Genomic DNA, 25,462 nt, shown 5'->3' with positions numbered 1-25,462 from the left:
ATTATCAGGATTTTGACGTATTTGTTAGCGTATTACTATCGTTAACTTGCGAATAGTTAGATTGATATGAGGTTACTGATGGGTTTGTGAGAGAAATCCCCTTCATTGAATCTGAAGGGGATTTAGCGATTAGTTAATTTCCGCGCAATTTAAACAAAAAGCATAGCGGTTTTGTGGGTCATTCATTTTTAAGAAAAATTGCGCTTGTTGGCGGATATCCGTCGCGACTGCTGGTGGTAAAAATACGTGTAGCACATCCGGCATGGCGGCTTGAACGTTTGTCGTTAATTCAAGTAACAATTGATCCATAAAGGTCAACTCAGGCTTCATCCAATCTAACTTTACGTCAGTGAGCTTAGCGAGCTCAGCAGCTTTATCTACGGCATTATCAAAATCACCTAGTTGGTCTACAAGACCATTTTTAAGCGCGTCTTGCCCAATCCATACACGGCCTTGAGCGATTTGGTCTATCTCTGCTGGTGTTTTATGGCGAGATTTAGCCACTAAGCCAATAAATGTCTCATAGCCATTCTCAATGGTAATTTGCATCATGTCAGCAAATTGTGGGCTGATCCCTTTAGTCAAAGAAATATCGGCTAATGGCGACGTTGATACGCCATCAGTATATACCCCTATAGAATCTAAAGATTTTTCAAAGGTATTAATTACGCCAAATATACCAATCGAACCAGTCAGCGTGTTTGGACTGGCAATGATATAGTCCGCTGGAGTTGAGACCCAATACCCCCCAGATGCAGCCATTCCCCCCATAGATACAACAACAGGTTTACCTGCAGCATGAGCAGAAGCCAGTTCACTGCGGATCAAATCAGAAGCGCTTACGCTACCACCTGGGCTGTTAACGCGCAAAACTATCGCTTTAATATTATCATCAAGGCGAGCGTCACGAATTTGTGCTGCGATGGTATCGCCTCCTGCAATCCCAGCCGTTTGTGGGCCATCCATGATAGCACCTTGAACGACAATCACGGCGATATTGCCACTTTGATTAGCATTGGTATCTGCTATTTTAGTGGAATAATCATAGATACTAATATTATTGAATTGTTTATCTTCTTTATTCCAGCCAAAGTGTTTACTGAGTAAATCTTCAACTTGTTCGTTAGTATAAAGTTTATCAACCAATTTTTGTTTTAACGCGTATTGTGCGCTATCGCCTTTGACTGAGCGTAATTTCTCTAAAATAGCATCAGCCCCAGGAAAAATTTGTGTGCTGGTCGTATTACGGTTTTTGGCGATTTCTGTGAGGTAATTGTTCCAAAGAGCATCCAGCCACTGTTTATTGGCTAAACGTGCTTCAGGGGACATCTCATCACGCATTAATGGCTCAACCGCTGATTTATAGGTACCAACACGGAAAATATGGCTACTAACTTTAAGTTTTTCTAACAGTGACTTGTAGTAGAGTCCATTCGTTGCAAAACCATATACCCCAACCGCACCTTGCGGTGTGAGGTAAATTTCATCAGCGTAACTGGCGAGGTAGTATTGCGACTGATTATAACTGTTACCAATGGCGTAAACCTGTTTCCCTGAACTTTTAAATTCATTGATTGCTTTACCGATATAAGCTAGAGAGGGCTGATCGGCTCCAGCTAAATCATCTAGGCGTAATACCATCCCTGTAATGCGATCATCATTTGCAGCGGTACGGATGGTATCAACGATGTCGAATAGTGAATTTTCTTGCATTCGGCTGTTTGAGGTACCAAGTAATTCACGGCTCATACGACCAAATGGGTCTGGAGTAGAGACTTGGTCTACGATAACCCCCTGTAAATCCACATACAAAGCACCAAAATAATTTTTTTCGGGTTGAGTCTCTGTCTGATAAAGAGCAATCGACCCAATAACAACAAAAAATAATACTAAGAAAATGGCGTTGAAAACGAATTCCCTAATAAAGTTCAGTGCTCGCCAGCTAATTCTAAAAATGGTAGCGATGATGTCCCATAGTTGACGCATGTTTTCTCCTATCCTGCATATTCTGCACCACAAGGGTGTTGGCTTCATTTGTTTGCCGTTGACTTATGGCACAAACTATTTTTGGATATTACATAAATAGTTCTTTCTACAGTTGGGTTACTTCAGCCTGTAGCACGAATTAACAACAATATACTCAAAAGCAAATCTGTTACCCGATCACCACATCGAACACTTGATATCTTAGTTGTATCAATACAATTAGTTGCAATAGCGGGCTATTTTTATGCATAACAAAATTATGATACGCAAGGTACAATGCTTCAATGATATTTTTCACATGTGACAAATGATACAATTCAATGAATTTATAACGTAATTTTACCTAACGAATAACTGTTATTGTTGTATTAGTGTAAGCGATTTTCCTTTAAGCTTAAACAATAGATAGCGTGGGTATAATTATCTAATTGAATGATTATCATATCAGTTTACTCTTAAACGGAGACAAATATGGATGCTTTGACCCTTTTGTTGAACCGCCGTTCAGCTTCAAGACTTACAACACCAGCACCGCAAGGCGAAGAACTCGACAATATACTTGCTGCGGGGATGAGAGCACCTGATCACGGTGCTTTGAAGCCGTGGCATTTTGTTGTTATGCAAAATGAGGGGATTAAACGCTTCAGTGAGCTATTGGAAAAAGCAGCAATTGAAGGGCAATTAGGCGCAGAGGTACAAGAAAAAGCTCGTAATGCCCCTTTTCGTGCCCCATTAATTATTACTGTGATCGCTAAATTAAAAGATCATCCGAAAATACCACAATGGGAACAATTAGTTGCTGCGAGCTGTACGGTTCAAGCAATGCAGATGGCAGCAGTAGCTCAAGGTTTTGGCGGTATATGGCGCTCAGGTTCATGGACAGAAGATGCTGTGGTTCGTGCCGGATTAGGTTGTGGAGATAACGACCGCATTGTTGGGTTCCTTTATTTAGGAACTCCAGAGCTTAAAGCGCCAGTAAAAGTACAAGCTCCTGATATGACAGGCTATGTATCTCACTTCTAAAGAGAATAATAATGACTGAAAAAATTAGATTAACTCAATATAGTCATGGTGCTGGTTGCGGTTGTAAAATTGCACCGAAAGTATTAGAGCAAATTCTGCACACAGAGCAAGCAAAATTTCATGATCCACATTTGTTAGTTGGTAATGAAACTAAAGATGATGCGGCTGTTTATGATTTAGGTAATGGAATAGGCATCATCAGCACAACAGACTTTTTCATGCCGATCGTTGACTCCCCATTTGAATTTGGTCGGATTGCAGCAACCAACGCGATTAGCGATATTTTTGCAATGGGTGGTAAGCCAATTATGGCCATTGCTATTTTAGGCTGGCCAATTGCGAAGTTACCACCGGAAGTGGCTCGTGAGGTGATTGAAGGTGGACGAGCAGCTTGTGCTGATGCTGGTATCTCGTTAGCTGGTGGCCATTCTATTGATGCACCTGAGCCTATTTTTGGTTTGGCGGTTACGGGTGTTGTGAATACGGAGTATGTGAAGAAAAATAGTGCCGCAACAGCGGGGTGCGAATTGTTTTTGACGAAACCGCTTGGAATTGGTGTTTTGACAACAGCTGAGAAAAAAGGGGTGCTTGCGCCGGAACATCAACACTTAGCGGCAGAAACCATGTGCCAAATGAATAAGCTAGGTGCGGTGGTTGCGCCTTTAGATGGTGTGACGGCAATGACTGACGTGACTGGTTTCGGTTTATTAGGTCATTTAAGTGAGATTTGCGAAGGGTCTAAAGTTCGTGCTGAAATCTCCTTTAGTAAAGTTCCTAAATTAGCCAATGTCGAAAAATATATTGAAGCAGGTTGTGTTCCTGGGGGAACCACTCGTAACTTTGACAGTTATGGGCACCTTATTGGCCCTATGAGTGATATGCAGCGTCAACTACTGTGTGATCCTCAAACTTCTGGCGGCTTACTTATTGCAGTAAAACCTTCCGAAGTCTCTAAAATTAAAGAGATTGCACAGCAGCAAGGTGTTTTGTTACAGTCTATCGGTAAATTATTACCCCATCAGGATAATGTTCCTTTAGTTGAAGTGATAGATTAATTTATGCGTTTGTTTATTGCGGAAAAACCGAGCCTTGCAAGGGCCATTGCAGATGTATTACCAAAGCCCCATAAACGAGGTGATGGTTTTATTCAATGTGGTGATGGCCAAACTGTAACATGGTGTATTGGCCATCTTTTAGAGCAGGCGGAACCCGATGCTTATGAACCTCGGTATGCACGATGGAATCTTCAGGATTTGCCAATTATCCCTGATAAGTGGCAATTGAAGCCCCGTCCCGCAGTAACTAAACAATTAAAAACTATTGAAACATTGCTGAAGCAAGCCTCAATAGTTGTCCATGCAGGAGACCCCGATAGAGAAGGTCAATTGCTGGTGGACGAAGTGCTTGACTTTTTGAAGCTCGACCCTGAAAAACGCAAAGAAGTAAAACGTTGTTTAATCAATGACCTTAACCCGCAAGCCGTTGAGCGGGCAATTGAGCGTTTGAGAGAAAATCGTGAGTTTATTCCTCTTTGTGTTTCTGCCTTAGCAAGAGCACGGGCAGATTGGTTGTATGGCATCAATATGACCCGTGCTTATACGTTATTAGGGCAACGAGGAGGCTATCAAGGCGTTCTTTCTGTAGGGCGGGTACAAACTCCGGTATTGGGGTTAGTTGTTAGGCGCGACGAAGAAATAGAAAACTTTGTACCTAAAGACTATTTTGAGGTTAAAGCTCATATTGTTACGCCAAAGGATGAGCGCTTTGTAGCGATATGGCAGCCAAGCGACTCCTGTATTGACTATCAGGATGAAGAAGGGCGTTTATTCCATCGGCCGCTTGCAGAGCATGTGGTATCGCGTATTGAGGGCAAACCTGCCATAGTGACGCAATATCAGGACAAGCGCGAATCAGAAATTGCACCGTTGCCTTTCTCTTTATCTTCTTTGCAGATTGAAGCTGCCAAAAAATATGCGTTGAGCGCTCAAGAAGTATTGGACATTTGCCAACGTTTATATGAAACACATAAGTTGATTACTTATCCACGTTCAGATAGCCGTTATTTACCGGATGAACATTTTGCAGGGAGACACAGTGTCTTGAATGCAATTGCGGTGCATCAACCAGACCTCACTGAATTTGAATTGCCTGAGCTGGATAAAAAGAACCGGTGTTGGGATGATAAAAAAGTCGATGCTCACCATGCCATTATCCCAACAGCAAAAACGGCAGCAGTAAAGTTAACTGAGAATGAAAGTAAAATTTACCAATTGATTGCGCGTCAATATATTATTCAGTTTATGCCCGATGCGGTTTACCGTAAGTGTACAATTGATCTAGAAATTGAAAAGGGTAAATTTATTGCAAAAGCTCGATTTCTTGCTGAAGCAGGTTGGCGAGTCGTATTGGGCAATAAAGAGCGCGATGCTGAAAACGATGGTATGCCACTGCCAGTTGTGAGTAAGAATGATGAGTTGTTATGTGAAAAAGGGGAAGTGGTTGAACGGCAAACGCAGCCTCCACGTCCTTTTACGGATGCAACGTTATTATCAGCAATGACTGGGATCGCTCGTTTTGTACAAGATAAAGCATTAAAAAAAGTATTGCGAGAAACGGATGGGCTTGGTACAGAAGCGACTAGAGCCGGTATCATTGACTTACTATTCAAACGCCAATTTCTCTACAAAAAAGGGCGTTATATTCATTCCTCGCCTGCGGGAAGGGCTCTAATTCATGTTTTACCCGATATGGCAACATTACCAGATATGACAGCCCATTGGGAGTCAGTATTAACCCAAATTAGTGAAAAACAATCACGTTATGATGATTTTATGCATCCACTAAGCCAAACGCTAATGCAATTAATTCACCATGCACGTCAGTTTACAAATTTGAGGGCATTTCGAGAACTCCCCGCTCCATCAGTAAAAACGGGAAAAAAACCAGTAAAAGCGGGTAAGAAAACAAAAAAGAAACAGGATTAGTTGAGTCTGGTAAACCAATAAAAGGCGCTTAAGGCGCCTTTTTGCATTATGACAAGTAAGAAAGTTTACTTTGAGAGGTCAAATTCAGACCATACAGGTGCGTGGTCTGATGGCTTTTCCATCCCGCGGATTTCGTAATCAATACCCGTTGCAATACAACGCTCAGCGAGTTTATTGGAGGCCAGTAATAAATCGATACGTAGGCCACGGTTATCATCGAAGCCTTTCGAACGGTAGTCAAACCATGAGTAGCAGTCAGAAATATCAGGGTTTTTTGCACGATATGTATCGACTAAACCCCAGCCTAATAATTTAGCTAACCACTCACGCTCTTCGGGTAAAAAAGAGCATTTTCCGGTTTTTAACCAACGTTTACGGTTTGCATCACCGATACCAATATCAAGATCGGTTGGGCTGATATTCATGTCACCCATAATGAGCAACTGTGACTCTGCCGTTTGTGTTGATGTGATGTAATTTTGTAAATCTTGATAAAATTTTTCTTTTGCCGGAAATTTTGTTGGGTGGTCACGGCTTTCTCCTTGAGGAAAATAACCATTTACAACCGTCAATGGGCCGCGATCTGTTTGGATATCAGCCATGATAATGCGACGCTGTGCATCGTCATCGTCAGTTGGAAAACCTTTACGGACAGCAAGAGGCTCATTTTTAGTTAATAGAGCCACGCCATAATGCGCTTTTTGACCGTGATAAAAAACATGATAGCCGAGCTGACTAACTTCTTCATAAGGAAACATATCATCATGGACTTTGGTTTCTTGTAAGCCAATAACCTCAGGTTGATGTTTTTCGATGATTGCAGCGAGTTGGTGAGGGCGAGCTCGAAGGCCATTAATATTGAACGATATGAATTTCATGGTTTTTTATCACCTAGTTTTATGATTATTATGCTTATTCTACCAGATGGTAGCAATACTGTAACCCCGCGTAGCATGTTTCAACGGTTAGATTGTTTTAAAGACGATAATGGCTATGATAAAAATGCTCATGGCTTAATTTATTCTTGGTATAGTATCAAAATTCAGTGGTTAATATAAAAATAATAATAAATTTAATTAATCAAAAAATATTATGGCTAATTAAATTTATTATGGGTGCTAGAGTTTAGTTTTCTATTAAAGCTAAATTAATAATATCATTATTAACTAGTTTTAATTTCATTTAAAGTCAATTGGTTATTTATATTTTAATGTGATTTAATAGTGGGGGAATAAAAAATAATCAATCGAAACAATATAATATATTGCTTTGTAATGATGGAAATTATAAAAATACTTTTATGAAATATTGTTAATCATTCAATAAAAAATCAAGTTTGATTTTTTGTTTTGTGAATTAATTTCTGGGTTAATCAATATAATTATTAATGAGAAAGTTAAGTATGTTGATTAATATTTTAATAAACTGAATGGGGTCATAGATATGTTCTTTTCAAGAAAATTAGAGGCGTTTATGGCGGTTGTTGAGAATGGCTCGTTAAGCAAGGCTGCAAGAGTGATGAACCGTACGACACCTCCCATCGCGAAGTCAATCAAAGACTTTGAGACAAGCCTAGGAAAACGGCTTTTTAAACGAGAAAAATTTGGAATGACATTAACTAAGGATGGCCAAGAACTTTATAACGATCTAAGAGATCTTTATTTACAGGAGAAAGAAATAACAAAAAAACATTTTTCTGGTTATATAATAAATGAGGCTAATATTTATTATGATTGGGGTAAGGAAAGCCATTTAATTAATTTATATCAATCAGCACATCAAAATAATGTGCAAGTAAATATATTAAGGTTTAATTATGATGAAGTAGATGAAATTGTCGATTATGATGGTAATACACTTATTCTTAGCTCTGAACAAGTTGTCAGTGAGCGATTTTCATTACAAAAAATAATAGAAAACTCACCATTAGGTATCTATTGTAGGAAAGAACTTTATGAAAAATTCCATTATGACCTTGTTACACTATTACAAAAAAGTACATGGCTATGTGATCCCGCATTTTATAAAAGTTCATTAATGAGTGATTTATTAGCAAAAATTGAAACGGTTGATAATAAAACGAGTGTGAGACAAATGGATAATATTGGTTGTTGCCAAAGTTTCATTCAAGATGGTGATTTTATAGGCATAATAGACCATTATCCAGAAGAAGAATTGATTGATAAATCATTGATTTATATACCATTGAATAAAATTTTGGGGAAAAGTGTGTGTTATATCTATAAATCAAAGTCACACTCAAGTGTGTTAAATCGTTTTATGGGAGTTGTTGATAAACTAGGAGGTGAAATCAATTAAATGGTGGTGGGAGAAGGATTCGAACCTTCGAAGTCTGTGACGGCAGATTTACAGTCTGCTCCCTTTGGCCGCTTGGGTATCCCACCAGATTTTGAGTTGCTGTAATCATTGACAGCGGGCGGCATCATATCAAATGACGCGCCGCTGTAAAGCATTAATTTTCAATAAAATGGTTGTTTGCTGTTTTTTTATTCTTAATGCGTGTTAAATCAACAAAGTGTTGTTAAATAAGCCGCTATATTATTGGCTTATAAAATAATGGTGCGATTACCATATACAAATACACGTTGAGCTAAGACCCAATAGAGAGCATGGCTTAGTACATTTTTTTCAACATCACGCCCTGCACGCATCATATCATCGGCTGTGAATGTATGGTCTACATTAATCACATTCTGTGTAATGATTGGTCCTTCATCAAGGTTATCATTAACAAAGTGCGCAGTAGCCCCAATAATTTTTACGCCACGCTCATAAGCTTGGTGATAAGGGCGGGCACCAATAAATGCAGGTAAAAACGAGTGGTGAATATTGATAATTTGGTTTGGATAATGCTGCACAAATGCAGGCGTTAATACACGCATATATTTAGCTAAGACAACATAATCAGGCTGATATTGGTCAATCTGCGCTGTCATTTTTTCGTCATGTTGTTCGCGTGTTAGGCCTTCATGGCTAATATGGTGGAATGGAATACCAAATTGTTCGACTAAGTTTTTTAGCGTGTCGTGGTTTCCTATAACCGCTGCAATTTCAACATCTAAGCCATCATAAGCACTTTTCATGAGCAGGTCGCCCAAACAATGTGCTTCTTTTGTAACCATAACGACAATACGACGACGACCCGCTGTGTTTAATTCACGTTGAGACCCAACTGGTAATGCATCATCGAGGTCAGCTAATAATGTTTCATCGTTGAAAATACCTTCTAACTCAGTTCTCATAAAGAAACGGCCAGTGTGATGATCAACAAACTCATTATTTTGTACAATGTTGAGTTGGTGCTTATAGCAAATATTGGTGATTTTCGCGATTAATCCTTTCGCGTCAGGGCAAATTGTCCTGAGAATTTTCTTCTGTACAATTTTGTGTTGCATGAAACAGCCTAATCCTTAACTAACAAAGCGATATGAAAAAATGACGGGTTGAGTATTAAATGTGTCTCATTAGACAGGCATTAAATAAAGGATAATTAGTCTGGATGACCACACTTTTTATATTTTTGACCAGAGCCACAGGGGCATAAATCATTACGACCGACTTTGGGGGTAATGCCGTCTATATAATACCAACACGAATCCATCTTAATAAAACGCGAACGTTCATGAATAAGCTGCTTATGATCAGCTTTTTCATCAATAAAGCAAGCCGAAAATTCGACATAAGCTTCATTGGGATTTTTAGCATAAGAAGAACTAATAACACGAAGACCAAACCAGTGTGTTTTCGGAAAACTATTGACTATTTCTTGATGCCATTCTTGAGCATGGCAATCTGGGTGCCATGTTTTAATAAGATAATCGACGTCTTGGTGTACATAAGCACTATACCTTGAACGCATAAGTTGCTCTGGTGTCTGTGGAATAGCTTTCCCTTGTAAAAAAGGAGCGCAGCATTGCTCAAATTGTGCTTCGTTGCCACAGTAACACCTATCTTCTACTTGTGATTTCATAACACTCTCTATAAAAATAAGTATAAGATTGAAAAGTCACTATACTTAAATGATGGCGAATAAATGATTTTATCGTATGAATAATTGTATTGTTAATTAAACCAGGCTTTTGCAGTAGGTATCTTATGAAAAATAGAAAAATACTCATAATAGAAGACGAAATCACCTTCTGTACAATGTTAAAAAACTACCTAGAAACGCTGGGTATTGAGATCTATACCGCAGATAATGGTCAATTAGCAATAGAGATGTTAACAATAGACCGTATCAAACTTGATATCATTCTATGTGACTTAAATATGCCTGTCATGAATGGTGAAGCGTTTATGAAAGCGTTAGTTGCGCGTAATATTGATATTCCTGTCATTGTGATTACAGCAACAACAGATTTCACTCAGTTAGATAGAATGTTTCGCTTAGGTGCAAAGGATGCTTTGTTAAAGCCAATAAAAAATTTAGATGAAGTTAAAGTGACAATCCTTTCTGCGTTGTATCCTGAGCAAAATAGCCTAACAGAGCTGTTAGGAGAGGAAATCCCTCAGATTTCGACACTAATGCAAAACGATACTCAAGAACTGTTAGCGGTATTGAAACAGTTACAACCGCCAGTACATCAAATTATAAATAATTACCGAATTAACTATCGCCAACTTAATGAGGCTAACCGTTTTGGATTATTATTAGACCTAGCGCCCATTTCAGACAGCCAAATAGGTTTTTACTGTATTGATACTGAGCGCTCTCCTCAAGAAGGCATTATGGCTGCTTTTTTGATTAGAGTCGTGTTCAATGATCTCTTGAAAAGTGCGGTAAGCCACCCAGAAAAAAAATTACCCAATATTGATAGAATTATTAACCAAATAAATTATTTACTGGAAGATTCGGGGTTTAGTGGCCAGTTTCCGCTATTATTGGGGTATTTTAATACACGGAATAAAGCGATTATTATGGCGAGTGCAGGTTTAGAAGCGGATATAACGACAGAAAATACGCATGTTAAGTTATCTAGAAGCCTTCCTTTAGGAGCGTTGAAATTTTACCAATCTAATCATTTAGAGGTAAAAGGAAATGCTTGGCAGTGTTTAATTCGCAATAATAGCCAGAAAATAAAACTAATGTTTAACCCCGAAACATAGTTATTACCTAAAATGTATACTCTTTTAATCTGAATAACTCTATTCGGACTCGTCGCTATTTATTCATGAACATTTCCTGATATACTTCTGCGCACTTAAAATGCCTCTTGTTACTTTAGTAAAATTCGAGAGGCTAAGATGATATCTGGAGTGATAAAAATGACACAGCGCAAGGTGCGTAAAGCGGTAATCCCCGTTGCGGGCTTAGGGACTCGTATGCTTCCTGCAACAAAGGCAATCCCAAAAGAAATGTTACCAATAGTTGATAAGCCACTTATTCAATATGTTGTTAATGAGTGTATCGCTGCTGGGATCAATGAAATTGTTTTAGTGACACATTCATCAAAAAATTCCATTGAAAACCACTTTGACACAAGCTTTGAGTTAGAGGCTATCTTGGAAGCGCGTGTTAAGCGCCAGTTATTGGATGAGGTTCAATCTATTTGCCCAAGCCACGTAACGATTATGCAAACACGACAAGGAATAGCAAAAGGATTAGGTCATGCAATTTTGTGTGCTAAACCTTTAGTCGGTGAAGAGCCTTTTGCGGTTATTTTACCCGATGTCATTTTAGACCGTTACAGTACAGATTTAACCAAATTTAACTTGCGTGAAATGCTAGAACAATATGAGTCAACAGGCGCAAGTCAAATTTTAGTTGAACCAGTCCCTGAAGAAGATGTATCTAACTATGGTATTGTGGATTGTAATGGAGAAATGTTAGAACCTGGAGATAGTAAAAGAATTATTCGTATGGTTGAAAAACCAAAACGTGAAGAAGCTCCATCTAATTTATCTATTGTTGGCCGTTATGTTTTATCTGAAAAGATTTGGGATGCATTAGCCAAAACAGCGCCAGGTGCTGGGTATGAAATACAATTAACCGATGCTATTGCATTAATGATGGAAAATAATGAGCCAGTAGAGGCCTACCACTTATGTGGTAAAAGTCATGACTGTGGAAATAAATTAGGTTATATGAAAGCGTTCGTTGAATATGGAATGCAGCATGATGCACTGGGAGATGAGTTTACCCAGTGGCTGAAGAAATTATCAGTATCATTGAATTCAGCAAAATAAAATTCCGCAATAAATTTTATTAAAGGCTAACTTAATTTGTTAGCCTTTTTTTATACGTAGATAAATAAATTATTAACAAAAATACCAAGTATAAAGAGAAACACTCTGACTTGAGCTGTTCAGTCTGTACACGTTATAAGTGGTGAGAGTACAAAAATTAGCATACAACTTCATTACATAAATAGAATCACTGAAAAATATTTAAGTTTATCTAATTAAGCTTACATATCTTTACTGCTATGCTTTTATTTATCATGATTATTTGGTAGATGGCGTAATACGTCGTAACAGCTTAAAACAGAACAGTTAATTGAAGTAGGGAGCGGCAGTTATGCGGTTTTAGTGCTAAAGACTGTAGCTATAATAGATAAGGGCTTTTTCTTAGTGCAGGTTAATATAAATAATATATAAAGGATTAAATAAAAACACCCTTATAAAAGGGTGTTTAAAATACATGTTGAGGCTATTAGATTAAGAAATCATCCAAAGATTTGCCTTGTTCTTCAATGGCAACCTTGATTACTGCTGGAGTACGGCCTTGGCCTGTCCAAGTTTTGGTTTCGCCATTTTCATCAACATATTTATATTTAGCTGGACGTGCAGCGCGTTTAGCACGAGTGCTAGTGCTTTTACCTGAATCCATTGTTTGCAGAAGGTCATTTAAATCTACGCCTTGCTCAAGGATCATTTCACGAACTTTTTCCAATTTACGGTTACGTTCTTCTAATTCCGCGCGAGCTTGGCTTTCTTCATCACGACGTTCTTCAACAACGACGGTTAATTTTTCCAGCATTTCTTCTAAAGATTCTAAAGTTACTTCGCGAGCTTGAGCTCGAAGAGTACGGATGTTATTTAACGCTTTTAATGATTCGCTCATTTTCCTGGTCTCAAATTATTTGTTGGCATGTGTACAGTAATAATAGAATGCTATTTTAAATTCTGCAATAGCTAAATTACATCCTTAGTTTAAAAGTAATCTTTAACGAATGCAATTTTTTTACAAAAGAAAAATAAACTTTTCGTAGATATATATATAGCTATTATCAATAACTGAACTAAACGAAAAATAGGAATAAGCTAAAATCTTAGTGATTAAATAATTCAAAAAAGAAGAGGAGGGTCTCATTTTACTTTTACTCGGAATGAATTGAAGGGATAGACTCGCTTAAATTTTCTTTTTTTGATGATGTTTTTTAGCGGAATGTGCTTTAGTTGAAACTGTTTATAGTTAATATCAAATTGGTTTTTTTGCCCGCAAGCTAAGCAATATTTGCAATAAGGTATAAGCAATAAGGTATAAACTGAACTGGGAAAAGTTCAATTTTCAATAAGTAAACAGCATCTACACCATTATTGTTAATCCTAAAGCTAGTTTTATGGTAAAATTATTACGTATATTAATTTTGAGGGAACAGCCAAATGGCTCAGCTTTACTTTTATTATTCAGCTATGAATGCGGGAAAATCAACGTCATTATTGCAATCATCGTATAACTATAATGAAAGAGGGATGCGTACGGTTATTTTTACAGCAGAGATAGATAACCGTTTTGAACAAGGAAAAGTCTCATCGCGCATAGGCTTATCAGCGGAAGCGTTATTATACTCAACAACAACAAATATGGCTGAACTGATAAAAAAAGAAAATAGTGAACAAAAAGTCCATTGTGTTCTTATTGATGAATGCCGAGTTATGGTCAAATCTGGTGTACGAGCATCAGGCGGTTTTCCTGTCTGACTGCTCCATTACTTGTTCGCCGTCTTGGAATTTAACGTTATTGACCACGAGGGTTAGCAGTTGAAATCCTTTCAGGCGGTTCCAGCGCTTCTGCGCTGATTGCAGCAATTTATAAACCATTGCTAGGGTTGTGTTTCTTGAACCGCAGTTGCGGGTTTTGCTGGTTCTTAAACGTACTGTAGCGAAGGCAGATTCAATTGGGTTGGTGGTGCGTATACTCACCCAATGTTCTGCTGGAAAATCGTAGAAAGCCAACATGCTCTCACGGTCTTTAGCTAAGCATTCCATTGCGCGTGGGTACTTAGCAGTAAACCTTTCCAGCGCTATATCAAAGGCTTTATGAGCCTTCTCACGCGTCTCTGCCATCCAGATATCATGCAGTGCTTCTTTTACTTTGGGTTGCACTGCCTTGGGCAGTTTGTTGAGCACATTGGCCGTCTTATGCACCCAGCAACGTTGCTGTTTGGTCTGCGGGTATACTTTGCTCAGAGCCTTCCAGAAGCCCAGAGCGCCGTCAGCTGTTGCCAGCTTTGGGCAGGTCGTAAGCCCACGCGCAACCAGGCCATTCAGCAGCTCAAGCCAGCTGGCTTCGGACTCGCGATAGCCTTCTTCAACAGCAATCAGTTCCTTGCGGCCATGCTCTGTCACGCCCATCACCACCAGCAAGCACAAACGGTCATCGAGGCGGACGTTGCTGTAAATACCGTCAACCCAAAGGTACGCGTAGCGCTTGTCACTCAAATCGCGCTGTCGCCACTCTCGGTGCTCATCAATCCAGCGTTCCTTGAGCCTGGAAATGGTGTTAGCTGACAGACCTTTGGCATTCTCACCCAGCAAGGCTGCAAGGGCTTCTTGGTAGTCTCCAGTGGAAATACCTTTGAGATACAGCCACGGTAATAACTCTTCAACGCTGCGGGCACGCTTGAGGTATGGCGGTAGCAGTGCGCTGGTAAAACGAATACCAGAGCCGCTACGATCACGCACTTTTGGCACCTTGATATCAACATCGCCAATGCCCGTTTGGATGCTGCGCTCAGGCAAATAGCCGTTACGCACCACAGCTTTGCGGCCATCGGGTAAACGCAGTTCTTCATGAGCTTGCAGCAGTTGCTGCAGCTCTACTTCAACTGCTTGCGCAATGAGCTGACGAGCACCATTACGCAATAAAGCAGTTAGCACATCAGTGCCAGTTTCATCTGGTTGTGAAAGAACATTCAGGGTAATATTTGTCATGGCGTATCGCTCTACTGTTAATTATTTCTTGGAGGAAACAATCAACAGGATACGCCACCCTCTTTTCCCCTCATACACCACAAATGACTATAGCTCATGAATGCCAATTCCTAACAAAAAAACAAGTTGAAGAATTATGTGACATAGTTGATAACGAGGATATTCCAGTTTTATGCTATGGGTTGCGTACCGATTTTGCAGGGCAATTATTTGAGGGCAGCCAATACTTGCTTGCTTGGGCTGATAAATTAGTTGAGCTAAAAACAGTTTGTTATTGCGGACGTAAGGCGAGTAAGGTATTGCGTATAGGAAGTGATGGGGTGCCTGTATATGAAGGCCTACAAGTCGATATAGGCGGTAATGAAAAGTATATCTCTGTTTGTCGTAAACACTATTCAGAAGCAATAAAACAGGCTCAGTTGATGAATGAAGGTGTTATACCTAAGAAACCACTCCATTTTAGGTAAACAGAAATAATCTAGTGTAGAGAATAAAACAGGATTCAGTTATCGGATATTATGGCTATTAATGATATAACTCAGTGAGTTAAATCATTTTATATGATATTGATTTCTACATTTTTATAGCAATTGATTTTAAATAACGAAACAAAAGGCACTGCAATTATTGCAGTGCCTTTATTTTTAAATTATGTGCTAAACATTATTTCTTAGTGTTTTTCTTTTCTGCTTCTTTTTTTACGGTTGATTTTTTCTGAGGGGCTTTTTTTTCCTCTTTTTCAATCACAAGCGCGTCTTGGTGCTCAACAAATTCGCGACCATAATAAGAATCCAGTAATAGCTGTTTAATTTCAGAAATTAAAGGATAACGAGGGTTAGCTCCTGTACATTGGTCATCAAACGCATCTTCAGAAAGTTTATCTACGCGAGCTAAGAAGTCAGCTTCAGTAACACCAGTCTCACGAATAGATTTAGGAATACCTAAATCGGCTTTCATTTCCTCCAACCATGTGAGTAATTTTTCAATTTTCGCAGCAGTACGATCTCCGACGTTAGTGAGTCCCAAATGATCCGCAATTTCTGCATATTGGCGGCGCGCATGAGGGCGGTCGTACTGGCTAAATGCAGTTTGTTTTGTTGGGTTATCATTAGCATTGAAACGGATAACGTTACAAATTAATAGAGCATTAGCGAGACCATGAGGAATATGGAATTCTGAGCCAAGTTTGTGTGCCATTGAATGACATACACCTAGGAATGCGTTTGCAAATGCAATACCGGCAAGTGTCGCACCGTTGTGTACGCGTTCTCTGGCTACAGGATTTTTAGCACCTTCATGGTAACTTGCTGGTAAATAATCTTTTAATAAGCTTAGTGCTTTAAGTGCTTGACCATCAGTAAACTCGTTTGCTAAAACAGAAACATAAGCTTCTAACGCATGGGTGACAGCATCTAAACCACCGAAAGCAGTTAAAGATTTAGGCATATTCATGACTAAGTTGGCATCAACAATGGCCATATTTGGCGTTAATGCATAATCTGCTAATGGATATTTTTGGCCCGTTTTATCATCAGTCACTACAGCAAATGGGGTGACCTCAGAACCTGTACCTGAAGTTGTTGTTATAGCAACTAATTTAGCCTTAACGCCCATTTTAGGGAAGCGGTGGATACGTTTACGTATATCCATGAAACGTAATGCTAATTCCTCAAAATGAGTCTCTGGGTGTTCATACATGACCCACATGATTTTAGCCGCATCCATTGGTGAACCACCACCTAATGCAATGATCACATCAGGTTGGAATGCTTGCATTTGTGCTGCACCTTTACGGACAACAGTTAATGTTGGGTCTGCCTCAACTTCAAAGAAAACGTCTGTTTCAATGTGGTGTTTTTTGAGAACGTTAACCACTTCATCAACATAACCATTATTGAACAGATAGCCATCGGTTACGATAAAGGCGCGTTTTGCACCATCAGTTGCAATCTCTTCAAGGGCGATAGGTAGACAACCACGGCGGAAGTAGATTGAGTTCGGAAGTTTATGCCACAACATATTTTCAGCTCTCTTCGCCACAGTTTTGGTATTGATTAGGTGTTTTGGACCCACGTTTTCAGAGATGGAGTTACCACCCCAAGAACCACAACCTAGAGTAAGAGAAGGGGCTAATTTAAAGTTATAAAGGTCTCCGATACCACCTTGAGATGCTGGCGTATTGATTAAAATACGCGCTGTTTTCATTTTTTGGCCAAAATAGTTAACGCGTTCGTGTTGGTTATCTTGGTCAGTGTATAAACAAGAGGTATGGCCGATCCCGCCCATTTCGACAAGTTGTTCTGCTTTGGCAACCGCGTCTTCAAAGTTTTTACCACGGTACATCGCTAATAATGGTGAAAGTTTTTCATGTGCGAACGGTTCTGACTCATCGATGCTTTTTACTTCACCAATTAATATTTTAGTGGTCTTTGGCACGGTAATACCGGCCATTTCAGCAATTTTATAAGCAGGTTGGCCAACAATAGCGGCATTTAAGTTACCATTTTTTAAAATGATATCTTGAACCGCTTTAAGTTCTTTTCCTTGTAGCAAGTAACCACCATGACTTGAAAAACGCTCGCGAACTTGATTGTAGATTTCATCAACGACTACAACGGATTGTTCAGATGCACAAATAACTCCGTTATCAAATGTTTTTGACATCAAGATAGACGCGACAGCACGCTTAATATCTGCGGTTTCATCAATAACGACAGGGGTGTTACCAGCACCAACACCAATTGCAGGTTTTCCAGAACTATAAGCAGCTTTGACCATGCCTGGTCCGCCAGTCGCTAAAATCAGGTTAATATCAGGGTGGTGCATTAAAGCGTTGGATAACTCAACAGAAGGGGAATCAATCCAACCAATAATATCTTTCGGCGCACCAGCTGCAATCGCAGCATCAAGCACAATTTGTGCCGCGCGGTTGGTAGCAATTTTAGCGCGAGGGTGTGGGGAAAATATAATAGCATTGCGCGTTTTTAAGCTAATAAGTGATTTAAAAATCGCGGTTGAAGTTGGGTTAGTTGTTGGCACAATACCACAGATAATACCAATCGGCTCAGCAATGGTGATTGTCCCAAATGTTGGGTCTTCAGATAGCGTGCCGCAGGTCTTTTCGTCTTTATAAGCATTGTAGATGTACTCTGAAGCGAAGTGGTTTTTAATCACTTTATCTTCAACAATACCCATTCCAGATTCTTCGACAGCAAGTTTTGCTAGAGGGATACGTGCATCAGCAGCAGCGAGAGCCGCGGCTCTAAAGATTTCATCAACTTTTTCTTGGGAAAAAGTTGCGAATTCACGTTGAGCTTTTTTGACACGAGCAACGAGTTCATTGAGTTCGGTAACGTTAGTTACGGACATATAGATTACTCCTGATAAATGTTAAACTTTTTAAGCCAATGAGCAATGCATCGATAGAACAAGGAAATGCTTAAAGATAAAAGTATAGATGTTATCTATAATAACGCTGCTCATGATCGCCTATTGGCTTAAAAACCTTATTCCGTACTGAGTTAATATCCTAATTAGCTCTGTCTATCAGTTAAGAGTAGATTAACAAAACGGTAATTAAATAAAGTGATCTAGGTCACGAAAATGTCAAGCTGACTCCTTTCAGCACGTGTATTCATGCACAAGTTGAATAAATGTTGTTCATCTATTACTTAATTTAATATTATCAAAACAACTTGTGCAGATAATTTATGTATATCTAACTAAATACTAAGCAAATTTAGCAAGTTAAAGAAAATATTGTTTTGCTCAAGGAAATTAATGACATCGGTGGTAAAATTATAAAAGATATCAATAAATCTCTAAAGAGAACTGCTTAAGGAAATGAATGGGTGAGTAGCGCATTACTTGATTTATCGGGATATATTAAATTTTTTATTGGTTTGTTTGCACTCGTAAACCCAGTTGGCATATTGCCTGTGTTTATTAGTATGACAAACTATCAAAGTAATGCGGGGAGAAATAAAACCAATACTATTGCAAATACATCAGTTGCTATCATTTTATGTACATCACTATTAATTGGTGACTCAATATTGCAATTGTTTGGTATCTCAATTGATTCTTTCCGTATTGCTGGTGGGATCTTGATCGTCACAATAGCGATGTCAATGATCAGCGGTAAAATTGGGGAAGACAAACAAAATAAACAAGAAAAAACAGAAACTGCGGTTAGAGATAGCATTGGTGTTGTACCTTTGGCGTTACCCCTAATGGCAGGGCCTGGTGCAATAAGTTCTTGTATTGTTTGGTCATCTCGCTGGCATGGGTGGCAAAACTTTTTAGGCTTAGCGTTGACGAGTATCGCATTTGCCTTTTGTTGTTGGTTATTATTCCGCTCAGCGTCTTTATTGGTTCGTTACTTAGGTCAAACAGGGATCAACGTAGTAACGCGTATCATGGGTCTATTACTGATGTCATTGGGTATAGAGTTTATTGTGACAGGTGTTAAGGCCATATTCCCGGGCCTATTGTAATCTAATCTCTTTTCTTTTGATGGCTGCAAACTATATCTATTTGCAGCCATACCTACCGCTAATTACCTCATATTACACACATCAATTTTGCTATACAGATAGCACATTTCTCTTTCTTAAATGGCTTAATAAAACTTTAGCTATTAATAATCACACATAAAAAAATGATACCTGTAATTATATGTGGCATTTTTTGCTAAAACAGGGATAAAAAGTAAGGAATTGTGAGCTACGTAAATTTATTCACTATTCTAATTGATGTTTGTTAATGATATGTTTGGAAAAGAGCTTGGAGGTTATTTTATGGTGGATAGCCAAATTGATTTTAGTGTATTGAAATATAAGAAAAATTAAAATTTAACGTCTATTTTTTTAAAATTTACTTAAAATTTTTAACTGATCAATGTTAATTAATTGTTTTAATTGTTTGAGTTCATGAAGTGGATTGCCCATAAGGAAATAGCGGTACCAGGGCTTAAATATCAGCGTAAAGATGGCTGCAAATGAGGTTATAGCGCTATTGATGAATCATGAGGGATAGAATGTTCAAATCAACACTTGGTTTTGGTGTACTTTCTTTATTAGTTGTTACATTACAGGCTAGTGCTACGGAAAAAGTAAAACAGGTTATTACAATTAACAATGGCTCAGAAGTGACATCACTTGATCCCCATAAAGTGGAAGGGGTTCCTGAAGGCAATGTGATATTAAACTTATTAGAAGGTTTAGTGTATACCGATATAGACGGTAAAGCAGTTCCTGGGGTTGCTAAAAGTTGGAGTAATGAAAATTTCACTACGTGGATTTTTACTTTGCGGGAAGATGCAAAGTGGAGTGATGGCACACCTGTAACCGCTGAAGATTTTGTGTATAGCTGGCAGCGTTTATCTGACCCAAATACTGGCTCCCCATACTCCAGTTATTTACAAAATGCGTATATTTTAAATGCAGATGCGATTTTAGCGGGAAAAATGCCGGCAACAGCGCTGGGTGTGAAAGCGCTTGACCCGCAACATTTACAAGTTACGTTGAGCCACCCAGTGCCTTATTTCGTTGATATGCTTTCTCATACGTCTATGAAGCCCGTGAATAAGTCAGCAATTCAACGACATGGTGATAAATGGACCCAACCCAAGAATTTTATTGGAAATGGGGCATACGTATTGGATAACTGGGTAGTAAATGAACGTATTGTTATCAAACGAAATCCATTTTATTGGGATAACCCAAATAGCCGTATTGAGCAAGCGACCTTTTTAGCGATTAGCTCCGAAGTGAGTGATATTAACCGTTACCGTAGTGGTGAAATTGATATTTCTAACTCTGCAATCCCACCTGTTTTATATAAAAAAATGCAGCAAGAGAGGCCGAATGAATTGTATGTTCGGCCTTATTTGTGCACGTTCTATTATGAGATAAATAATCAAAAAGCCCCGTTTAATGACCCAAGAGTGCGTGAAGCAATAAAGTTAGGATTAGATAGAGAAACAATAACCAATAAAATTATCGCTCAAGGGCAAAAAGTCGCTTATGGCTTTACGCCAAGTTTTATTAATAATGGTAATTTTACCTTACCGGAATGGGCAAATTTATCAGCAGAACAACGTTATCAACGTGCTAAAGATTTGCTTGCTGAGGCCGGATATACTAAAGAAAACCCATTGAAATTTGCTTTACTGTACAACACATCAGATCAAAATAAGCAGCAAGCTATTGTTGCGGCGTCCATGTGGCAGAAAAATATTGGTGCGCAAGTGACGCTGCAAAACCAAGAATGGAAAACATCATTACAAAGCCGCCATGAAGGAAATTATGATGTTGCCAGAGCAACGTGGTGTGCCGATTACAACGAGCCAACCGCATTTTTGAACATGATGCTGTCTCAAAATAGTAATAATACCACTTTTTATAATAATCCAGCGTTTGATGCCTTGCTTGAGCAAGCGCTAACAGCACCGGACTCTTCATCTCGCCATACAATTTACCAGCAAGCGGAAGCCTTGCTAGACAATGATTCGGCTATTGTTCCTGTTTATTATCGCGTCAGTGCTCGAATGATAAAACCGAGTGTTCGTGGATTTAAAGGTAATGACCCTCTTGATTATACGGATATTAAACGGTTATATATAAGTGAACCTAATTAATAATATCTAAATAATTATAAAAAGTGTTCATCTACTGGGTGAACATGTATCAACACACAATCATAATAATTATGTATGGGAGTAACCGATAAGATGAGTAAGTTAATCAATAAATCGATTATTGCGCTTAGTGTAACGGCTGGGCTGGCAATGGGCTCTATAGCAACAAGTTTTGCAGCAACGGTTCCTGCGGGCGTTGAACTGGCTGAAAAGCAAGTGATGGTTCGCAACAACGGTTCTGAGCCGCAATCGTTAGACCCTCATAAAATAGAAGGGGTACCGGAATCTGCTTTAGCAAGAGACCTTTTCGAAGGGATCACAATAGTGGGGCCTGATGGCGAAATTTTACCTGGCTCGGCAACAAGCTGGGAAAATAAAGATTTTACAGAATGGACATTTAAAATTCGCGATGGCGCGAAATGGTCTAATGGTGACCCTGTCACGGCAGAAGATTTTGTGTATAGTTGGCGACGATTGGCTGACCCTGATACTGCATCGCCTTATGCAAGCTATTTACAATATGCCCATATTAGTAATATTGACGATGTTATCGCTGGGAAGAAAAAACCTGAAGAACTTGGTATTAAAGCTCTTGATGACAAAACTTTAGTTATTACACTGAGTGAAGCCGTTCCTTATATTCCTAAATTATTAGCTCACTCATCCATGTCGCCAGTCAATAAAAAAGTCATTGAGCAACATGGTGCTAAGTGGACGCAACCACAGAACTTTGTAGGTAATGGAGCATATAAATTAAAGGATTGGACGGTAAACGAACGTATTGTATTAGAGCGTAGCCCAAGCTATTGGGATAATGCGAATACCATTATTGACCAAGTGACTTTTTTACCGATTTCTTCAGAAGTCACTGATGTAAACCGCTACCGCAGTGGCGAAATTGATATGACATACAGTAACTTACCTATTGAGCAGTTCAAAAGTTTACAACAAAACATGCCGAATGAGTTACGTGTGAACCCATATCTATGTATTTATTATTATGAAATTAATAATGAAAAACCGCCGTTTAATGACCCTCGTGTTCGTGAAGCATTAAAACTATCTATGGATAGAGATACGATTACGTATAAAGTCAAAGCCCAAGGGGATATTCCTGCGTATGGATTCACTCCACCATTTACCAGTGGAATGAAAACAGAAAAACCGGATTGGTATGCGAATATGACCCAAGAGCAGCGTAACGAAAAAGCGAAACAGCTGCTAGAAGAGGCGGGATATAACAAAGCCAACCCTCTAAAATTCAATTTATTGTATAATACTTCAGACTTACATAAGCGTATTGCCATCGCCGCTTCTTCTATGTGGAAGAAAAATATTGGCGCAGAAGTGAAACTAGAAAATCAAGAATGGAAAACATTCTTAGATAGCCGACATCAAGGTAACTATGATGTGGCACGCGCAGGCTGGTGTGCGGATTATAACGAACCTTCATCTTTCCTCAATATGTTACTTTCCTACAGCAGTAATAATACTGTTCATTATAAAAATACAGATTTTGATGCAGTGATGAAAAAAACATTGCAAGTCAAAACGGATGATGAACGTGCTGAACTCTATCAACAAGCCGAAAAATTACTCGATAAAGACTCAGGTATTGTTCCTCTTTACTACTATGTTAATACGCGTTTAGTGAAACCTTATGTGGGGGGGTATAGTGGCAAAGATCCATTAGATAACCTGCATACTAAAGATCTGTACATTATTAAACACTAATATAGTTGTTCTGGCTCCATTTATTGGAGCCAGATGTTCGCCTATTTAGGCAATAGAAGTAGGAAAGAGCGATGTTGAAATTTATTATTCGTCGGTTGTTAGAAGCCATTCCGACTCTTTTGGTTCTGATTACCATTTCATTTTTTATGATGCGATTAGCCCCAGGGAGCCCGTTTACGGGTGAACGGAAATTGCCACCGGAAGTGATGGCAAATATTGAAGCTAAATATCATTTAAATGATCCCATGTATAAGCAGTATTTTAATTATTTAATTCAGCTTTCCAAAGGTGACTTTGGCCCATCATTTAAATACAAGGACTACAGTGTTAATGATTTAGTGGCTAAAGCATTTCCTGTTTCTGCAAAATTAGGGGCAACGGCATTCATTGTTGCTGTTCTATTTGGGGTCTCTGCAGGGGTGATAGCCGCACTCAACCAAAATACCAAATGGGACTTTACAGTCATGGGGTTTGCCATGACGGGGGTTGTTATCCCAAGCTTTGTTGTGGCACCTTTATTGGTGCTGATTTTTGCCATTCATTTGAAATGGTTCCCTGGTGGTGGGTGGGATGGTGGAAACCTAAAACACATGGTACTACCAATGGTTGCACTTTCACTTGCTTATATTGCAAGTATTTCCCGTATTACACGCGGTTCGATGATCGAAATTATGCATTCTAATTTTATTCGTACTGCACGTGCTAAAGGGTTACCACTAAGAACTATCATTTTACGCCATGCGCTTAAACCAGCGTTGCTTCCTGTGCTTTCCTATATGGGTCCCGCTTTTGTGGGGATTATTACTGGCTCGATGGTAATTGAAACTATTTTTGGGTTACCGGGGATCGGTCAGCTCTTTGTTAACGGCGCACTTAATCGTGATTACTCACTGGTATTGAGTTTAACAATTTTAGTTGGGGTACTGACAATTACGTTTAATGCGATTGTCGATGTTTTGTACGCAGTTATTGACCCTAAAATTCGTTATTAAGTCGGAGAAACACGATGCTATCGAACCAAAAAAATAGTGAAGCTCTGGCAAACTTTTCAGAGCAGCTAGATATTGAAGGGCGCAGTTTATGGCAAGATGCAAGGCGCCGTTTTATGCACAACCGTGCGGCAATATTTAGCTTATGCGTATTGTTGTTAATTACTCTATTTGTGATTTTTGCTCCTATGATGTCGCCTTTTTTGTACGACGACACCGATTGGGAAATGATGTCAATGCCACCGGATATGGCAACCGGGCATTATTTTGGTACGGATGCTTCAGGCCGAGACCTATTAGTGCGTGTCGCGATAGGTGGGCGAATTTCCTTAATGGTGGGAGTTGCCGCAGCCTTAGTCGCAGTCGTGGTAGGCACTTTATACGGTTCATTAGCGGGTTATGTGGGTGGAAAAGTGGATTCCATCATGATGCGTATATTAGAAATTTTAAATTCCTTCCCATTTATGTTTTTTGTGATCCTCCTTGTCACGTTGTTTGGGACCAATATTTTACTGATATTTGTGGCGATAGGAATGGTGTCTTGGTTGGATATGGCGCGTATTGTTCGCGGACAAACACTCGGATTAAAGCGTAAGGAATTTATTGAGGCAGCGCTTGTTTGTGGTGTTAGTACGCGGCAGATTATTCTACGTCATATTGTACCTAACGTTTTAGGTGTAGTAGTCGTTTACGCGTCATTATTAGTTCCAAGTATGATTTTGTTTGAATCATTCTTAAGCTTTTTAGGTTTAGGCACACAAGAGCCGTTAAGTAGTTGGGGGGCGTTATTAAGTGATGGGGCGAACTCAATGGAAGTGACGCCATGGTTGCTACTGATACCAGCCGGTTTCTTAGTCATTACGCTATTTTGTTTTAACTTCATCGGTGACGGGCTACGAGATGCGCTCGACCCGAAAGATCGCTAGAGG

19 protein-coding genes, 1 tRNA gene and 1 pseudogene are annotated in these 25,462 nt (G+C 39.2%); 13 read left to right on the top strand and 8 right to left on the bottom strand.

Annotated features, from left to right (window positions below):
- Nucleotides 1–129 precede the first annotated feature (129 nt).
- A complete protein-coding gene (gene sppA, locus M1F25_RS11680) occupies nt 130–1,986 on the bottom strand; it encodes a signal peptide peptidase SppA (protein ID WP_004254068.1) in 1,857 nt (618 codons plus the stop codon).
- 471 nt (nt 1,987–2,457) lie between these two features.
- Here sppA and M1F25_RS11675 point away from each other — a divergent pair, with 471 nt between their 5' ends.
- The 3 genes from M1F25_RS11675 to M1F25_RS11665 are packed head-to-tail and all read left to right on the top strand — an operon-like array spanning nt 2,458 to nt 5,993.
- Complete coding sequence (locus M1F25_RS11675; RefSeq protein ID WP_004254072.1) at nt 2,458–3,009, top strand: NAD(P)H nitroreductase; 552 nt, start codon at nt 2,458–2,460, stop codon at nt 3,007–3,009.
- 11 nt (nt 3,010–3,020) lie between these two features.
- Entirely contained in the window at nt 3,021–4,064 is a 1,044-nt protein-coding gene (selD, locus tag M1F25_RS11670; protein WP_004254077.1) for a selenide, water dikinase SelD, read from the top strand.
- 3 nt (nt 4,065–4,067) lie between these two features.
- On the top strand, nt 4,068–5,993 hold the full coding sequence (locus M1F25_RS11665) for a DNA topoisomerase III (RefSeq protein ID WP_110591770.1): 1,926 nt from the start codon (nt 4,068–4,070) through the stop codon (nt 5,991–5,993).
- A gap of 65 nt (nt 5,994–6,058) precedes the next feature.
- On the opposite strand, the gene xthA is transcribed toward M1F25_RS11665, so the two are convergent.
- Nucleotides 6,059–6,871 carry an exodeoxyribonuclease III gene (gene xthA, locus M1F25_RS11660; RefSeq protein WP_004254084.1) on the bottom strand — a complete coding sequence of 271 codons (813 nt, stop codon included), beginning with the start codon at nt 6,869–6,871 and terminating at the stop codon, nt 6,059–6,061.
- 565 nt (nt 6,872–7,436) lie between these two features.
- On the opposite strand from xthA, the gene M1F25_RS11655 reads away from it, so the two are divergent.
- A complete protein-coding gene (locus M1F25_RS11655) occupies nt 7,437–8,312 on the top strand; it encodes a LysR family transcriptional regulator (protein ID WP_094960519.1) in 876 nt (291 codons plus the stop codon).
- A 1-nt stretch (nt 8,313) separates the two neighbouring features.
- Here M1F25_RS11655 and M1F25_RS11650 read toward each other — a convergent pair.
- From M1F25_RS11650 to M1F25_RS11640, 3 genes are all read right to left on the bottom strand, one after another.
- A tRNA-Tyr gene (locus tag M1F25_RS11650) sits at nt 8,314–8,398 on the bottom strand.
- Nucleotides 8,399–8,560: 162 nt separating this feature from the next.
- Nucleotides 8,561–9,409 (bottom strand): formyltetrahydrofolate deformylase, encoded by an 849-nt coding sequence (gene purU, locus M1F25_RS11645; RefSeq protein WP_004254090.1) that lies wholly within the window; start codon nt 9,407–9,409, stop codon nt 8,561–8,563.
- Nucleotides 9,410–9,504: 95 nt separating this feature from the next.
- A complete protein-coding gene (locus M1F25_RS11640; protein WP_004254092.1) occupies nt 9,505–9,984 on the bottom strand; it encodes a YchJ family protein in 480 nt (159 codons plus the stop codon).
- A 125-nt stretch (nt 9,985–10,109) separates the two neighbouring features.
- Here M1F25_RS11640 and rssB point away from each other — a divergent pair, with 125 nt between their 5' ends.
- Both rssB and galU read left to right on the top strand, forming a co-directional pair.
- Complete coding sequence (rssB, locus tag M1F25_RS11635; protein ID WP_181487918.1) at nt 10,110–11,120, top strand: two-component system response regulator RssB; 1,011 nt, start codon at nt 10,110–10,112, stop codon at nt 11,118–11,120.
- Nucleotides 11,121–11,279: 159 nt separating this feature from the next.
- Nucleotides 11,280–12,200, top strand: a complete 921-nt coding sequence (gene galU / locus M1F25_RS11630) for a UTP--glucose-1-phosphate uridylyltransferase GalU (protein ID WP_181487916.1) — start codon at nt 11,280–11,282, stop codon at nt 12,198–12,200.
- 466 nt (nt 12,201–12,666) lie between these two features.
- Here galU and hns read toward each other — a convergent pair whose 3' ends face one another.
- Nucleotides 12,667–13,077: a histone-like nucleoid-structuring protein H-NS gene (hns, locus tag M1F25_RS11625; RefSeq protein WP_004254106.1), complete on the bottom strand. Its 411-nt coding sequence runs from the start codon at nt 13,075–13,077 to the stop codon at nt 12,667–12,669.
- Nucleotides 13,078–13,619: 542 nt separating this feature from the next.
- Here hns and M1F25_RS11620 point away from each other — a divergent pair.
- A pseudogene (locus tag M1F25_RS11620) lies at nt 13,620–13,910 on the top strand (thymidine kinase); the annotation flags it as partial.
- A 6-nt stretch (nt 13,911–13,916) separates the two neighbouring features.
- Here the strand turns inward: M1F25_RS11620 and M1F25_RS11615 are convergent.
- The gene (locus tag M1F25_RS11615) at nt 13,917–15,170 is read right to left on the bottom strand and encodes an IS256 family transposase (RefSeq protein WP_135536280.1); all 1,254 of its coding nucleotides are present in this window, start codon (nt 15,168–15,170) and stop codon (nt 13,917–13,919) included.
- Between M1F25_RS11615 and M1F25_RS11610 the strand changes: the two genes are divergently transcribed.
- Complete coding sequence (locus M1F25_RS11610) at nt 15,164–15,637, top strand: thymidine kinase (protein WP_232368675.1); 474 nt, start codon at nt 15,164–15,166, stop codon at nt 15,635–15,637. The genes M1F25_RS11615 and M1F25_RS11610 overlap by 7 nt on opposite strands.
- Nucleotides 15,638–15,833: 196 nt before the next feature.
- Here the strand turns inward: M1F25_RS11610 and adhE are convergent, their stop codons facing one another.
- Nucleotides 15,834–18,539, bottom strand: a complete 2,706-nt coding sequence (adhE, locus tag M1F25_RS11605) for a bifunctional acetaldehyde-CoA/alcohol dehydrogenase (protein ID WP_004254110.1) — start codon at nt 18,537–18,539, stop codon at nt 15,834–15,836.
- Between the two features lie 482 nt (nt 18,540–19,021).
- Between adhE and M1F25_RS11600 the strand changes: the two genes are divergently transcribed.
- From M1F25_RS11600 to oppC, 5 genes are all read left to right on the top strand, one after another.
- Nucleotides 19,022–19,666: a YchE family NAAT transporter gene (locus M1F25_RS11600; RefSeq protein ID WP_004254112.1), complete on the top strand. Its 645-nt coding sequence runs from the start codon at nt 19,022–19,024 to the stop codon at nt 19,664–19,666.
- A gap of 530 nt (nt 19,667–20,196) precedes the next feature.
- A complete protein-coding gene (locus M1F25_RS11595; RefSeq protein WP_004254114.1) occupies nt 20,197–21,810 on the top strand; it encodes an ABC transporter substrate-binding protein in 1,614 nt (537 codons plus the stop codon).
- Between the two features lie 93 nt (nt 21,811–21,903).
- A complete protein-coding gene (gene oppA, locus M1F25_RS11590) occupies nt 21,904–23,544 on the top strand; it encodes an oligopeptide ABC transporter substrate-binding protein OppA (protein ID WP_036957693.1) in 1,641 nt (546 codons plus the stop codon).
- Between the two features lie 71 nt (nt 23,545–23,615).
- Entirely contained in the window at nt 23,616–24,536 is a 921-nt protein-coding gene (gene oppB, locus M1F25_RS11585; protein ID WP_094960523.1) for an oligopeptide ABC transporter permease OppB, read from the top strand.
- A gap of 14 nt (nt 24,537–24,550) precedes the next feature.
- Complete coding sequence (gene oppC / locus M1F25_RS11580; protein WP_004254117.1) at nt 24,551–25,459, top strand: oligopeptide ABC transporter permease OppC; 909 nt, start codon at nt 24,551–24,553, stop codon at nt 25,457–25,459.
- Nucleotides 25,460–25,462: the final 3 nt, after the last annotated feature.

Source organism: Providencia sp. PROV109, from assembly GCF_033681625.1.
GTDB classification, from domain to species: domain Bacteria; phylum Pseudomonadota; class Gammaproteobacteria; order Enterobacterales; family Enterobacteriaceae; genus Providencia; species Providencia hangzhouensis.
The sequence above is the reverse complement of the archived record's forward strand: the minus strand, read 5'-3'. Positions and strand labels throughout refer to the sequence as shown.

Bases quoted from the DNA above. Each gene is read 5' to 3' on its own strand.
- galU (WP_181487916.1), top strand. From the start codon at position 11,280: ATGACACAGCGCAAGGTGCGTAAAGCGGTAATCCCCGTTGCGGGCTTA.
- xthA (WP_004254084.1), bottom strand. From the start codon at position 6,871: ATGAAATTCATATCGTTCAATATTAATGGCCTTCGAGCTCGCCCTCAC.
- hns (WP_004254106.1), bottom strand. From the start codon at position 13,077: ATGAGCGAATCATTAAAAGCGTTAAATAACATCCGTACTCTTCGAGCT.
- M1F25_RS11615 (WP_135536280.1), bottom strand. From the start codon at position 15,170: ATGACAAATATTACCCTGAATGTTCTTTCACAACCAGATGAAACTGGC.
- M1F25_RS11595 (WP_004254114.1), top strand. From the start codon at position 20,197: ATGAGGGATAGAATGTTCAAATCAACACTTGGTTTTGGTGTACTTTCT.
- M1F25_RS11665 (WP_110591770.1), top strand. From the start codon at position 4,068: ATGCGTTTGTTTATTGCGGAAAAACCGAGCCTTGCAAGGGCCATTGCA.
- purU (WP_004254090.1), bottom strand. From the start codon at position 9,409: ATGCAACACAAAATTGTACAGAAGAAAATTCTCAGGACAATTTGCCCT.
- oppB (WP_094960523.1), top strand. From the start codon at position 23,616: ATGTTGAAATTTATTATTCGTCGGTTGTTAGAAGCCATTCCGACTCTT.
- M1F25_RS11675 (WP_004254072.1), top strand. From the start codon at position 2,458: ATGGATGCTTTGACCCTTTTGTTGAACCGCCGTTCAGCTTCAAGACTT.
- selD (WP_004254077.1), top strand. From the start codon at position 3,021: ATGACTGAAAAAATTAGATTAACTCAATATAGTCATGGTGCTGGTTGC.
- sppA (WP_004254068.1), bottom strand. From the start codon at position 1,986: ATGCGTCAACTATGGGACATCATCGCTACCATTTTTAGAATTAGCTGG.
- oppA (WP_036957693.1), top strand. From the start codon at position 21,904: ATGAGTAAGTTAATCAATAAATCGATTATTGCGCTTAGTGTAACGGCT.
- rssB (WP_181487918.1), top strand. From the start codon at position 10,110: ATGAAAAATAGAAAAATACTCATAATAGAAGACGAAATCACCTTCTGT.
- M1F25_RS11640 (WP_004254092.1), bottom strand. From the start codon at position 9,984: ATGAAATCACAAGTAGAAGATAGGTGTTACTGTGGCAACGAAGCACAA.
- oppC (WP_004254117.1), top strand. From the start codon at position 24,551: ATGCTATCGAACCAAAAAAATAGTGAAGCTCTGGCAAACTTTTCAGAG.
- adhE (WP_004254110.1), bottom strand. From the start codon at position 18,539: ATGTCCGTAACTAACGTTACCGAACTCAATGAACTCGTTGCTCGTGTC.
- M1F25_RS11655 (WP_094960519.1), top strand. From the start codon at position 7,437: ATGTTCTTTTCAAGAAAATTAGAGGCGTTTATGGCGGTTGTTGAGAAT.